The sequence below is a fragment of the Novispirillum itersonii genome, assembly GCF_014205675.1.
In the GTDB taxonomy this organism is placed as follows: Bacteria; Pseudomonadota; Alphaproteobacteria; order Rhodospirillales; family Rhodospirillaceae; genus Novispirillum; species Novispirillum itersonii_A.
Genome location: NZ_JACIIX010000003.1, coordinates 36,333 through 48,916 on the forward strand (window position 1 = coordinate 36,333; position 12,584 = coordinate 48,916).

11 protein-coding genes are annotated in these 12,584 nt (G+C 65.2%); 7 read left to right on the forward strand and 4 right to left on the reverse strand.

Translation table 11 applies throughout. From position 1 onward, the window contains the following. Window positions 1–4 precede the first annotated feature (4 nt). Both FHS48_RS05235 and typA read left to right on the forward strand, forming a co-directional pair. Window positions 5–997 carry an adenosine kinase gene (locus FHS48_RS05235; protein WP_184262111.1) on the forward strand — a complete coding sequence of 331 codons (993 nt, stop codon included), beginning with the start codon at window positions 5–7 and terminating at the stop codon, window positions 995–997. A gap of 121 nt (window positions 998–1,118) precedes the next feature. Beyond that, the gene (typA, locus tag FHS48_RS05240) at window positions 1,119–2,939 is read left to right on the forward strand and encodes a translational GTPase TypA (RefSeq protein ID WP_184262112.1); all 1,821 of its coding nucleotides are present in this window, start codon (window positions 1,119–1,121) and stop codon (window positions 2,937–2,939) included. Window positions 2,940–3,082: 143 nt separating this feature from the next. Here typA and FHS48_RS05245 read toward each other — a convergent pair whose 3' ends face one another. After that, entirely contained in the window at window positions 3,083–3,427 is a 345-nt protein-coding gene (locus FHS48_RS05245; RefSeq protein WP_184262114.1) for a hypothetical protein, read from the reverse strand. Window positions 3,428–3,615: 188 nt separating this feature from the next. Here FHS48_RS05245 and FHS48_RS05250 point away from each other — a divergent pair, with 188 nt between their 5' ends. Beyond that, window positions 3,616–4,161, forward strand: coding sequence for a hypothetical protein (locus tag FHS48_RS05250; protein ID WP_184262116.1), 546 nt, complete (start codon window positions 3,616–3,618; stop codon window positions 4,159–4,161). An 80-nt stretch (window positions 4,162–4,241) separates the two neighbouring features. Here the strand turns inward: FHS48_RS05250 and FHS48_RS05255 are convergent, their stop codons facing one another. Then, window positions 4,242–5,384, reverse strand: coding sequence for a pyridoxal phosphate-dependent aminotransferase (locus tag FHS48_RS05255; RefSeq protein ID WP_184262118.1), 1,143 nt, complete (start codon window positions 5,382–5,384; stop codon window positions 4,242–4,244). A gap of 51 nt (window positions 5,385–5,435) precedes the next feature. Further along, a complete protein-coding gene (locus FHS48_RS05260) occupies window positions 5,436–6,794 on the reverse strand; it encodes a gamma-glutamyltransferase (protein ID WP_184262120.1) in 1,359 nt (452 codons plus the stop codon). Between the two features lie 31 nt (window positions 6,795–6,825). Here FHS48_RS05260 and FHS48_RS05265 point away from each other — a divergent pair, with 31 nt between their 5' ends. The 4 genes from FHS48_RS05265 to FHS48_RS05280 all read left to right on the forward strand — a co-directional run bounded on the left by FHS48_RS05265 (window position 6,826) and on the right by FHS48_RS05280 (window position 10,899). After that, window positions 6,826–8,214, forward strand: coding sequence for a M48 family metalloprotease (locus FHS48_RS05265; RefSeq protein ID WP_221443382.1), 1,389 nt, complete (start codon window positions 6,826–6,828; stop codon window positions 8,212–8,214). Between the two features lie 123 nt (window positions 8,215–8,337). After that, window positions 8,338–9,099, forward strand: a complete 762-nt coding sequence (locus tag FHS48_RS05270) for a DsbA family protein (protein ID WP_260402355.1) — start codon at window positions 8,338–8,340, stop codon at window positions 9,097–9,099. A 186-nt stretch (window positions 9,100–9,285) separates the two neighbouring features. Beyond that, window positions 9,286–9,615 carry a heat shock protein HspQ gene (gene hspQ, locus FHS48_RS05275; protein WP_184262122.1) on the forward strand — a complete coding sequence of 110 codons (330 nt, stop codon included), beginning with the start codon at window positions 9,286–9,288 and terminating at the stop codon, window positions 9,613–9,615. Between the two features lie 87 nt (window positions 9,616–9,702). Next, window positions 9,703–10,899, forward strand: coding sequence for an O-antigen ligase family protein (locus tag FHS48_RS05280; RefSeq protein ID WP_184262124.1), 1,197 nt, complete (start codon window positions 9,703–9,705; stop codon window positions 10,897–10,899). A 417-nt stretch (window positions 10,900–11,316) separates the two neighbouring features. On the opposite strand, the gene FHS48_RS05285 is transcribed toward FHS48_RS05280, so the two are convergent. Beyond that, window positions 11,317–12,534: a benzoate/H(+) symporter BenE family transporter gene (locus tag FHS48_RS05285; RefSeq protein WP_221443383.1), complete on the reverse strand. Its 1,218-nt coding sequence runs from the start codon at window positions 12,532–12,534 to the stop codon at window positions 11,317–11,319. Window positions 12,535–12,584: the final 50 nt, after the last annotated feature.

A 12,584-nucleotide genomic window follows, 5' to 3' on the forward strand; every position in this document is an offset into this window, starting at 1 on the left:
CGCCATGACCACGCCCCGTTTTGCCGTTGCCGCCATCGGGAACGCCATTGTCGATATTCTGGCCCATGCCGATGACGCCTTCCTCGCCGGCCGCGGCATGGCCAAGGGCGGCATGATGCTGATTGACGGGCCCACCGCCGACTCGCTGTACGAGGCCATGGGCCCGGCGATCGAGGCCTCGGGCGGATCCGCCGCCAACACGGCGGCGGGCATTGCCTCCCTCGGCGGGGCGGTGGCCTATGTCGGCAAGGTCAACGGTGACCTGCTGGGCAAGGTGTTCACCCACGATATCCGCGCCATCGGCGTGCATTTTGACACCCCGGCCCTGACCGACGGCCCGGCCACCGCCCGCTGCATGGTGCTGATCACCCCCGATGCCGAGCGGACCATGAACACCTATCTGGGCGCCTGCACCCGGATGACCCCGGACGATATTGACGAAACCGTCATCGCTGATGCCGCCGTCACCTATGTGGAGGGCTATCTGTGGGACCAGCCGGACGCCAAGCAGGCGATCCTGAAAGCCGCCAAAGCCGCCCGCGCCGCCGGACGCAAGGTGGCGCTGTCCCTGTCTGATGCCTTTTGTGTGGACCGTCACCGGGCCGAGTTTCTCGACCTGATCGCCACCAGCGTTGACATCCTGTTCGCCAACGAACAGGAGATTTGTCATCTTTATGGGGTTGCATCTTTCGACGAAGCAGTGGAAAAGGTGCGCGGTCAGGTGGGGCTTGCGGCGTTGACCCGCGGGGCCGCCGGTTCGGTGGTGGTGACGGCAGACCAGACGGTCGAGGTTGTCGCCCATGTTCCGGATGCGGTGGTGGATACCACCGGGGCCGGCGATCTGTATGCCGCCGGTTTCCTTCACGGCCTGACCACCGGGCGACCGCTGACCGACTGCGCCCGTCTGGGCGGCCTCTGTGCCGCCGAATGCATCAGTCACGTCGGTCCCCGTCCGCAGGTGTCGCTGGCGGACCTCGTTAAACGGCATCTTGGCTGATCTGTCCGGATCCCCTTCCGGCCTGTTCAGCCGTTCAGGATACCTCTTCTCCGGGCCGAACCGGCCCGCCCGCGTCCCCGGGGCCGCATCAGCGGCCCGCATTTAACCAATTGGAACCCTCATGGACCTTCGCAATATCGCGATCATTGCCCACGTCGACCACGGGAAGACCACCCTCGTTGACGCCATGCTGAAGCAGAGCGGAACCTTCCGCGAAAACCAGAAAGTGGCCGAGCGCGCCATGGACTCCAACGATCTGGAGCGTGAGCGCGGCATTACCATTCTGGCCAAGTGCACCTCCGTTGACTGGAACGGGCACCGCATCAACATCGTCGACACCCCGGGCCACGCCGACTTCGGCGGCGAAGTGGAACGCATCCTGTCGATGGTTGATGGCGTGGTTCTGCTGTGCGACTCCGCCGAAGGTCCGCTGCCGCAGACCAAGTTCGTGCTGGGCAAGGCCCTGAAGCTCGGCCTGCGCCCGATCGTGCTGATCAACAAGGTTGACCGTCAGGACGCCCGTCCGCACGAAGTGCATGACGAAATCTTCGACCTGTTCGCCAGCCTCGACGCCAGCGATGAGCAGCTGGACTTCCCGACCCTGTTCGCGGTCGGCCGCGAAGGCTGGGCGGTGGAGAATCTCGACACCGACGAGCGTACGGACCTGACCCCGCTGTTCAATCTGGTGCTGCGCCATGTGCCGCCGCCGAAGCGGGATCTGGAAGCGCCGTTCTCCATGCTGGCCACCACCCTGGAAGCCGACCCGTATCTGGGCCGCATCCTGACCGGCCGCATCGCCACCGGGCGTGCCAAGGTCAACATGGCGATCAAGGCCCTTGGCCGTGACGGCAGCCTGATCGAACAGGGCCGCGCCTCCAAGATCCTCGCCTTCCGTGGCCTTCAGCGCGTGCCGCTGGACGAAGCCGAAGCCGGGGACATCATCTCCATCGCCGGTCTGACCAAGGCCAACGTGTCGGACACCATCTGCGCCCCGGATGTGACCGAAGCGCTGGAAGCCCAGCCGATCGATCCGCCGACCCTGGCGATGACCTTCACCGTCAACGACAGCCCGCTGGCCGGGACCGAAGGCGACAAGCTGACCAGCCGCGTCATCAAGGGCCGTCTGGAACGCGAAGCCGAAGGCAACGTCGCCATCCGCATCACCGAAAGCGCCGACAAGGACAGCTTCGAAGTGGCGGGCCGTGGCGAACTCCAGCTGGGCGTGCTGATCGAAACCATGCGCCGCGAAGGGTTCGAGCTGTCGATCTCCCGCCCGCGCGTGCTGTTCCGGGAAGAAAACGGCGTCCGCATGGAGCCGATCGAAGAAGTCGTCGTCGACGTCGATGAAGAATTCTCCGGCACCGTGGTCGAGAAGATGAGCCTGCGTAAGGCTGAAATGACCGACATGCGTCCGTCGGGCGGCGGCAAGACCCGCATCACCTTCCTCGCCCCGTCGCGTGGCCTGATCGGCTACCATTCGGAATTCCTGACCGATACCCGTGGCACCGGCCTGATGAACCGCCTGTTCCACAGCTACGCCCCCTATAAGGGTGCGATTGAAGGGCGCCGGACCGGGGTTCTGATCTCCAACGCTCAGGGTGACGCCGTCGCCTATGCCCTGTTCAACCTGCTCGACCGTGGCCCGCAGTTCGTGGTCCATAACGACCGGGTATACGAAGGCATGATCGTCGGCGAACACACCCGGTCCAACGATCTGGAAGTGAACGTCCTGAAGGGCAAGCAGCTGACCAACATCCGTGCCTCCGGCAAGGACGAGGCCGTTAAGCTGCCGCCGCCGAAGAAGATGTCGCTGGAAGAAGCGCTGTCCTACATTCAGGACGATGAGCTGGTGGAAGTGACCCCGAAGTCGATCCGCCTGCGCAAGCGTTACCTCGACCCGAACGAGCGCAAGCGCGCCGCCAAGAAGGGCGAGTTCGAGTAATCAGACGGCCCTGCCCCCGGCTTCCGGGGGCAGGATCCCTGATGACAGAGCATCCGACAGAACAGACGGGCGGTCCCTGCCGGGGCCGCCCGTCTGGTTTTAAGTCCTGAGTGTTTCAGAGATCGCCGGGCAGCGGGCCGCCGTCAGCGGCAGTCAAAAGCCGACAGGTTCGGCGCGGTCAGACTGCACTGATAGGCCATGGTCCCAAGGAAAACCGGGGACCGCTTGGTCCGGGCACATTCCTGCGCCGCCAGCCGCTGCACTTCTGGGGTCACGGCCCCGGCATGACAGATCATGGCGCGGTTGTCGGTGGACGTCCCGACAAAGGTATTGGGCTTTCCGGCCTCGCGGCGGCGGTCAACCCACGGATCAGCACATCCGGCAAGGATTCCGGCCAGCGACAGGGTGGCAACGATGATAGGCAGACGCCGGGTTCCCCGGCCTGCGATCCGACGTCCGATTTGGCGATACATCTCTGCGGCGGTCACCTGCGGCCTCCTGTAGGGCTTTTTGTAGCGGCAGGTATACTGCACCCGTCCCGGCTGGCAAAGCGGCATCCCATCCCGGGCGGTTCAATCCGACCATAAATGATAATGCTTCTTATTATCTTCTGTGGACAGTCCTGCGAATCCATCCTATATTAGGATCAAGCTCCCCTTCGACGGAAACGATCCCCATGTTCGCCGACAACACCCTGACCCCGCGTGAAGCGGTGCGTCTGTGCACTCTCGGGACTATCGCCGCCGGTCCCCTGCACTATTCGCAGCTGGCCTCGTCGGTCCGTCTGTTCATCACCCGGCTGTCCGGCCCGTCGCTGGACCTTCTGGGCAGCTCGATTGAGCTGCTGCGCTATGAAGGGCTGGTTGAGCCGGTGGAAGGCGAAGGCATGGAAGATGACGCCCTGCTGCGCATCAGCCCGGCCGGGGAAGAGGCCTTCCATGATCTGATGACCGCGCCGCTGCGCCCGGCCAGCGATCTGTCGAAGCTGATCACCGCCCTGAAGTTCCGCTTCCTGCATCTGCTGCCTCCGGCCATTCAGGCCGAACAGATTGACCTGCTGATCGACACCCAGGAAACCGGCCTGAACCGTCTGGCCGACCTGCGCAAGGCTGTCACCGGGGAACCGGGCTACATGGGGGACTGGCTGGACGAGGAAATCGCCCGCGCCGAGCACCGCCTGACCTGGCTGGAAGACCTGCGGGACCGCGCCGGTCAGGGCTAAGCCCGTCCTCCGGCACTCTGTCAGACCAAAAAGGGGGACCCCGATGGGATCCCCCTTTGTCTGTTTCGGGTTTGCCTGTCTCAGGACCAGCCTTTCAGCTGTTCCACCGCCTCGCGCAACGAGGCCTCGTCCCGGGCGAACGAAAACCGCACAAAATGACTGCCGCCCAGCGGGTCGAAATCGACCCCCGGCGTCGCAGCCACGCCGGTTTCCGCCAGCATCCGCCGACAGAACTCAAGGCTGTCATTGGTGCGGTCCGCCACATCGGCATACAGATAGAAAGCCCCGTCGGGCGGCGCGAACCGGCTGAACCCGGCCTTCGGCAGTTCTTCCAGCAGCATGGCCCGGCTGCGGCCATAGGCCGCCACCCGCTCCTCCAGCTCGTCGATATGATCGAAGACATGGATCCCGGCATGCTGCGACAGGGCCGGGGCCGAGATGAACAGGTTCTGGGCCAGACATTCAACGCCGCGCACCATCGGCTCCGGCACCACCAGCCAGCCCAGACGCCAGCCGGTCATGCAGAAATACTTGGAGAAGCTGTTGATCAGCACCGCCTGATCGGTGAAGCGGGCCGCCGTCGCTGCCTGCTGGCCGAAAGCAATGCCGTGATAGATCTCGTCGGAAATCAGACGGATGCCGTTCGCATCGCAATAAGCGGTCAGCCGCTGTAATTCCTCCGGCGCCATGATGGTGCCGGTCGGGTTCGACGGACTGGCGACAATCAGGCCGTCCAGTTTCTGGCCGAAGCGCTCCAGCACCTCCACCGTCGGCTGATAGCGGCTGTCCGGGCCGACCGGAATCGAGACCGGTTCAATCCCCAGAGAACGCAGGATGCTGGGATAGGCCGGATATCCCGGCTGGGCCAGACCGACCCGGGCCCCGACCTCGAAACAGGCAGCAAAGGCAAGGATAAAGCCGGTGGAGGAACCGGTGGTCACCACCACCCGCTGCGGGTCGATCTCCACCCCCTGCGTACGCTGGTAATGGGCCGCAATGCGGCGGCGCAGTTCCGGCAGGCCCAGCGCCACGGTGTAGCCCAGCGCGTCACTGTCCAGCACCCCTTTCAGGGACTCCGTCACCCCCTTAGGGACCCCCAGAGACGGCTGGCCGACTTCCATATGCCACACCGGCAGGCCCTGCGCCTCGCGGTCGGTGGCGGCACGTACAACATCCATCACAATAAACGGCGGCACCGTGCCGCGGCGGGACATCCCCGACATCTCAACGTTCCTCACAGGTTATTTATGCCCTTCCGCCACCGGCGGAGGGGATTACTTTTCTTTTCCGATCAGCAGGCCGTACCCGGCCCCCCGGGAATCCACCGCCACCCGGCAGGAGGCCGGATAGGGCGGCAGGCCGAGCGGACAGGTCAGGCCGACAATCCGCCCCGGACCGGAGGGCGCATTGACCACCGGCGGCAGCGCCGCCTCGATGGAGGCCTCACGCCCTTCCAGCGTGACGGCAACCCGGGCCGCCTGTTCCGGCGCCCCGAGGCCACCCCCGGCCAGCCCATAGCGGAATTCATTGACCTTATCGTTGATCAGCAGCCCGGCGGCCAGCGGGGTCATCATATCCCCATCCGCCGGCAGGGTCAGGAACATGCCGAAGCCCGGCACGGTCCGCCCGGCCCCGAAAGGGGCCACCATGGTCAGGGCGCAGGCCACCGAACTGCCGCTCCGGTCCGCCACCACAAAACCGGTGCTGCCGGCCTTGGTCGGAATCGGCCCCTTGGCCGCCGGAACCGAACCGGAGGCGGCGGCATCCCACAGCGCCGCAAAGTTACCGTTCTCAGCAGGCCCCGGTGGGGTATAGAGCGTTTCGTTGCCGATCTCACGGGTCTGCGGCTTCACCCACGACGGGGTCCAGTCCCGCAGGGCCTGGAGCGTGATCAGCCCGCCGACAGCGCGGACCGCTTCGACATAATTCCGCCCCAGCACGCCGCCGTAGAGATCGCCCGGCCCGCCCTGACGCAGCCGCCCGAGGACCGCCGCCAGATCGGTCTGAACAACCTTATCGCCTTCCTTCAGCAGCGCCCCCTGCGGCGTTCCGAACACCCGGGCCGCCAGCGGATCGCGGGAAATTGCCCGTCCGGCTTCCTGAAGTTCCATCGCCAGAGCCCGCGACATCGGCTCGCCAAACCGGGCGATGGTTTCCGATGGGGTCACCACCTCTTCCCACCGCATCCGGCCATATTTGGCGTGCAGGGCAAACAGGCCACGCGGCAGGGCCGGAAGGGCCACCGGTGTACCCTGCGCCCCGGCCGGAAGCCCAACCACCGAGGCCGACAGCGGCGGCGGCATGAAATCCAGAACTTCCGTCACCTTGGCGGTCCGGTCATGCACCACGCAGACCCCGCCACCGCCAAGCCCCGCCGAGGACGGCAGGGTCACCGCCAGCGTGAAGCCCATCGCCACCGCCGCATCCGCCGCACTGCCCCCGGCGGACAGCACGTTGCGGCCGACCAGCGCCGCCCGCGGCTCCTCGGCGGCGATGCCCCCGGCGAACCCTTTGACGGTGCCGACGGTGCCAACCTGAAGGTCCCGCGCCGGATCGCCGCAGGCGGTCAGGGTCATCGCCGCCATCACCAGACCGGCCATCGACAGGGCCATCCGTTGACGGTGACGGAACATGCCCCTACTTTCAGAGGAAACCTTGAGGGTCATGGCTGTGCGCACTTTCAGTTCAACGTTTCGCATCTTCCGGTTCAACGTCCTGCGGTTGGCGGTAACGGTGCTGACAGGGGTATCCCTGATCCTCGCGCCGGGCGTGGCTCAGGCTGCCGGGGCCTCGGTCCTGCGCGACGCGGAAATCGAAACTATCATCCGCTCTTACGCCGATCCACTGTTCCGAGCATCCGGCATTCCACCGGAGTCGGTGCGGATCCGGATTCTGGATGATCCATCGCTGAACGCCTTTGTCACCACCGGCAACCGGATGTTCATCCATTCCGGTCTGCTGATTAAGACGGAAACCCCGCTCCAGCTGATCGGCGTCATTGCCCACGAAACCGGCCATATCGCCGGGGGGCATATCGCCCGCATGGGGCCGGAACTGGAAAAGGCGATGATGACCTCGCTGCTGGCCACCGCACTGGGGGTGGTTGCCGGGGTTGCCGCCGGGCGGGCCGATGCCGGTCTGGCCGCCATGTCGCTGGGCGGCAGCGTCGCCGAACGGACCTTCTTTGCCTTTTCCCGCACTCAGGAATCCTCGGCGGATGCCTTTGCGATGAAGGTGCTGGATTCCACCAACCTGTCGGCGCAGGGCCTGCTGGAATTCTTCGAGACCCTGCGCGGGCAGGAACTGCTGGTGGCCGCCCGGCAGGACCCCTATGTGCGCACCCACCCGCTGACCGAAGACCGCATTATCGCCATCGAACATCACGTCGAGGAAAAAAATATCCCGATCCGCATCCCGTCGCAGCAGCAGGCGCTGCATGACCGGATGGTGGCCAAACTGTTTGCCTTCCTCAACTCTCAGGCCCGGACCCTCCAGAAGTATCCGCCGTCGGATCAGGGGGTCGCCGCCCGTTATGCCCGCAGCATCGCCTATTACCGGCGGGGAGAGCTGGATAAGGCCCTGCCGGAAATCGACAGCCTGATCCGCGAATACCCGAAGGACCCCTATTTCTACGAACTGCGCGGCCAGATTCTGGTCGAAAGTACCCGCATTGCCGAAGGCCTGCCATCCTACCGCAAGGCGGTCAGTCTGGCCCCCAATGCGCCGCTGATCGGCATCAGCTACGGCCATGCGCTGGTGGAAAGCGACAGTCCGGCGGACTGGACGGAAGCCCAGTCGATTCTGCGCAATGCGCTGGCGCAGGAACCCGACCATGCCTTTGGCTGGCGGATGCTGGGCACCGCCTATGGCAAGGCCGGGGATGAAGCCAAGGCCGCCTATGCCATGGCCGAATATGCCCTGCTGACCGGTGACCGCAGTCAGGCCCGGTTTCAGGCCGCCAAGGCCGAGAAGGGCCTGAAGCAGAGTGACCCGCTGTGGCTGCGCCTACAGGACATCAAGACGCAGGCCAAGCCGGACGACGCCAAGCAATAACCCCTTCCGCCACCGCGTTCGCGTGACCGTGAACAGACCCGTCCCCCCGGACGCGGTATCCTATGCCCCGCTCACCCTGTCCCGTTTCCGGATCTCCGGGAACACTCTGGAGAACCCCGCCTGATGATCCCGATGCTCCGCTCCTTCCGCCCGCTGGCGGCCGCCTTTCTGATTGCCGGTGCCGCCCTGCCCGCCACCGCCTCGGCGGCGGAGAGCTTCTCCGATGCCCAGAAGACGGAAATCGAGACGGTGGTCCGCGACTACCTGATCAAACACCCGGAAGTGGTTTTGCAGGCCATGCAGGAACTACAGGCCCGGCAGGAAAAGGAAGAGAAGGCCCAGCAGCAGGCCGCCCTGAAGGATAACCGCCGCGCCCTGCTGTCCAACCCCGATGATCCGGTGATGGGCAACCCCAAGGGCGACGTGACGGTTGTCGAATTTTTTGATTACCAGTGCGGCTACTGCAAGCGGGTGTTCCCGAGCCTGATGGACACCATCAAGGCGGACGGGAAGGTCCGCGTGGTGATGAAGGAACTGCCGGTGCTCGGCCCGGCCTCCATCGTTGCCGCCCGTCATGCCCTTGCCGCCAAGATGCAGGGGCAGGCCAAATATGATGCCTTCCACAACACCCTGATGGCGGCCCGCGGCCCGGTGACCGAAGACAGCATCATGAGCGCCGCCCGCACCGCCGGGCTTGATACCACCAGACTGGCGACTGACGCCAAGCGCCCGGAAATCGAACAGCAGCTCCGGGCCAATATGGAACTGGCCTCCGCCCTCGGCATTTCCGGGACTCCGGCCTTTGTGATCGGTGACACCCTGATCCCCGGCGCGGTCGAAGCCCCGGTGCTGAAGAAGGCGATTGACGAGGCCCGCAAGGGATAAACCGGTCAGGATGCTCCGGGAGCGGTTCTTACCCCCCGGAGCACCAGCCGGAGCACCAGCCGGAGCGCAGGGACCACCCGGGAAAACCCGGGCCAGAGGGACAGTATCCCCTTGCGCAGGAACCATTCCGGCCCATGTAACAGAAAGATCATTCCTTCAAACCATGCCCTATCAAGCGGAGTCGTCATGCAGGTGAGAAAAGCCCTGTTCGAGATTGGTCAGGTGGTCAGGCACCGGGTCTTCGCGTTCCGGGGCGTGGTGTTTGACGTCGACCCCGAGTTCGCCAACAGCGAAGACTGGTGGCAGGCGATCCCGGAGGCGATCCGCCCGCGCAAGGACCAGCCCTTCTACCACCTGCTGGCGGAGAACGAGCAGGGCCCCTACATCGCCTATGTGTCGGAGCAGAACCTGCTGCTGGATGATTCCGGCTCCCCCGTTGACCATCCCGACATTGACAAGCATTTCGTCGTCGATGCAGAGGGGGGGTATCACCCCCGCCCACAGGCCCTGAACTGATCCGGCACCTCCGCCCCTTTTCCCGGATGACGGCAGCACCGTGAACGGGCATTCTGCCGCCCTGACTGCTTACTGGGTGGCCCCCGAATGACTGTTAAAAACGTGCTGCGCCCGGAATGGCTGCTGCCCCTGTGTGCCCCGCTGGCCTGGCTGGCTCCGCAAGGGGTGTGGATTCCGGTGGCGATTGCCGGCCTATGGTCCCTGATTTTGCTGCGGGGCCGGGTGTTTCCATGGATCCTGCGCACCAACCCGGTGCTGCCGGTGTTTCTGCTGCTGGCGGTGTCCAGCGCACTGTGGGCGCTGGATCCGATGGCTTCGTTTCAGCGGGGGCTTGTTCTGTGTCTTGAGGTGCTGGCCGGTCTGTCCGTCTTCCTCAGGCTGCGCACCGCATCGGATGACGAACTGTATCGCCCCGCCCTGACCCTGTTAGCCGCAACGGTCGGCATGGCCGTCCTGACCCTGATCGACATCAAGACCGACGGGCTGCTCAGTGGCTGGGCCCGCCATGGCAACAGCGTCAGCAACGGCGTTCCGTACAGCCGGGGCATCGCCTTCCAGACCATCCTTCTTGCTCCACTGGCCGGGCTGCTGCTCCGGGTTGCTCCCGCACGGATGCGGGGGGCAATCGTGGGTCTGGCTGCCGTCGCGCTGATCACCGTTTTTCTGCACACCAGTGAAACGTCGATGGGCGGCATTCTGCTCGGACTCCTCGCCGCCGGTGTGGTGTTTGCCCTGCCCCGGCTGCTGCCGCTGCTGCCGGTGGTTCTGGCCTTTGGCTTTCTCGCCATGCCGTGGATGGCTCCCAAAGCCAACAGCACGGTCTATTGCATGGTCGACACCATCCCCAGCCTGATGCACCGGATGCAGATCTGGACCTTTGGCGCGGAACGCGTGCTGGAGAAACCGCTGCTGGGCTGGGGGCTGGATGCTGACCGCATCATGCCGGGCGGGCATACCCCGGTGACTCTGGCCAGTTGCCACACCGGACAGGTGTGGAGCGTCGGCGAGTCCCTGCCCCTGCATCCCCATAACGGCCCGTTGCAGATCTGGATTAATTTTGGCCTGCTGGGTGCCGCGCTGGCGGCCGCCACCCTCGGCTGGGCTCTGTCGTCGATCATTGAGCGGACCCGGGGCAACCGGGGGGCCTCTGCCCTGTTAACTGCCTGCCTGATCCCCGGCTTTGTGGTGATCTCGATGGGGTACGGTTTCTGGCAGAGCTGGCTTCTGGCGACGCTGTGGCTGGCCGCCAGCCTGACCGGGCGACGGTTTCAGGCCACTCCCTGATACCGGACAGTCCCTGATAGCGGACAGTTCCTGACAGCACATAAGAAAAAAGGCGCATGGGGCTGCCGTCCCCATGCGCCGCCATCCGTCCCCGAGAGGCAGGAACCGGACGGTGTCCTGCAATCAGCCGCGCGGATGAGTCGCTTTCCAGATCACGAAAGCGCCAAGGCCGAGCGTCACCAGAATGATCAGGCCAATCCCCGACATCCCGTAGAAGAACATTTCTTCGAAGGTCATCGCCTGTACTCCCCTTAAGCCGCCGGAGCTGCGGCCCCCGCCGCCGGATCCGGCCAGACCGCGCCCCGTGGCGCGGCCGGTTGTTCTAAGGAGCAGTTAATCCCATAGCGGAATTCAGGGCATTGCGAATTGTCAATCCTGCGGGAATTTCCCGTCCCGCGTCTCATCAGGCCGGGCTGTTCAGCCCGCCTTTTTTCCGGCCACGGCCCGCAGCAGCGCCCGGAACAGCAGACCACAGATCAGCCCCCAGAAGGCCGGTCCAATTCCCCACAAAGACAGGCCGGAAGCGGTGATCAGGAACGTCAGGACCGCCGGAAGCCGGTCCTCCATCTCCTGAAACCCTGCCACCGCCGCCCCGGCGAAGGCATTCATCAGCGCCAGACCGGCCACAGCCTGAATCAGCAGGGGCGGCGACTGGGAGACCAAAGCCGCCGCCGCTGCCGAAAGCACGGCCAGCCCGATATACGTCAGACCGGCCATCAGCGCGGCGATATAACGACGGTCCGGCGAAGAGGAGGCCTCCGGCCCGGCGCACAGCGCAGCGGTGATTGCAGCAAGGTTAATCGACAGACCGCCCCCAAGGGCGGACAGCATGGACCCGGCCCCGGTGCCGATAAACAGCGGGCGGGCCTCCGGGCGATATCCGTTGGCCGCCAAAATCGCCAGCCCCGGCACATTCTGCGACGCCATCGTCACCAGAAACAGCGGCAGGGCGATACCGATCACCGCGCTGCCGGTCAGGGTCGGGGTCACAAACGACAGCGCCGGGCTGAGGGATGGCGTCGCCGCCGCCACGCCGCCGGTCAGTTCCGGAAACAGCATCAGAAGCAACGCCACCAGCACCGCCGCCGGGACCGCATACAGGCGGGAAAACACACTGATCATTGCCCATGTCACCACCACCGGCACCGCCAGCAGTGGAATGGCCTTCAGGGCGGTAAAAGGGGCCAGACACAGCGGCAACAGAATTCCCGCCAGCATCGCATTGGCGATGGAACCCGGAATCCGCTGGATCAGCGTGCCCAGCGGACGCCACAGACCGCACAGAATGATCAGGGCCCCAACCAGCAGAAAGGCCCCGACAGCCGCCGCGAAACCACCCTCCGCCACCCCGGTTGCCGCCAGCAGGGCCGCCCCCGGCGTGGTCCACGCCACACTGATCGGCTGACGCAGCCGCAGGCTGAAGTAGACCCCGGCCACCCCCATCATCAGGCAGGTGGCGGTCAGCCCGGAGGCCGCCTGAGCCGGAGTTGCCCCGACCGCCAGAAGCCCCTGCACCACCACTGCGAAAGAACTGCCGAACCCGACCAGACCGGCAATCAGACCGGTGGTGATCCCCTGAAACGACAGGGCCTGACGGAGAGACAGCGCAGAAGGCGTATGGGCAGCGGGGGTCATCCGGATAATCCATCGGTGAAACAGCCCCGCTCCGGCGACGGGTGCCCTTT

Excerpts from the sequence above, each read along its gene's own strand:
- FHS48_RS05235 (WP_184262111.1), top strand. The coding sequence starts at position 5 with ATGACCACGCCCCGTTTTGCCGTTGCCGCCATCGGGAACGCCATTGTC.
- typA (WP_184262112.1), top strand. The coding sequence starts at position 1,119 with ATGGACCTTCGCAATATCGCGATCATTGCCCACGTCGACCACGGGAAG.
- FHS48_RS05250 (WP_184262116.1), top strand. The coding sequence starts at position 3,616 with ATGTTCGCCGACAACACCCTGACCCCGCGTGAAGCGGTGCGTCTGTGC.
- FHS48_RS05255 (WP_184262118.1), bottom strand. The coding sequence starts at position 5,384 with ATGTCGGGGATGTCCCGCCGCGGCACGGTGCCGCCGTTTATTGTGATG.
- FHS48_RS05260 (WP_184262120.1), bottom strand. The coding sequence starts at position 6,794 with ATGTTCCGTCACCGTCAACGGATGGCCCTGTCGATGGCCGGTCTGGTG.
- FHS48_RS05265 (WP_221443382.1), top strand. The coding sequence starts at position 6,826 with ATGGCTGTGCGCACTTTCAGTTCAACGTTTCGCATCTTCCGGTTCAAC.
- FHS48_RS05270 (WP_260402355.1), top strand. The coding sequence starts at position 8,338 with ATGATCCCGATGCTCCGCTCCTTCCGCCCGCTGGCGGCCGCCTTTCTG.
- hspQ (WP_184262122.1), top strand. The coding sequence starts at position 9,286 with ATGCAGGTGAGAAAAGCCCTGTTCGAGATTGGTCAGGTGGTCAGGCAC.
- FHS48_RS05280 (WP_184262124.1), top strand. The coding sequence starts at position 9,703 with ATGACTGTTAAAAACGTGCTGCGCCCGGAATGGCTGCTGCCCCTGTGT.
- FHS48_RS05285 (WP_221443383.1), bottom strand. The coding sequence starts at position 12,534 with ATGACCCCCGCTGCCCATACGCCTTCTGCGCTGTCTCTCCGTCAGGCC.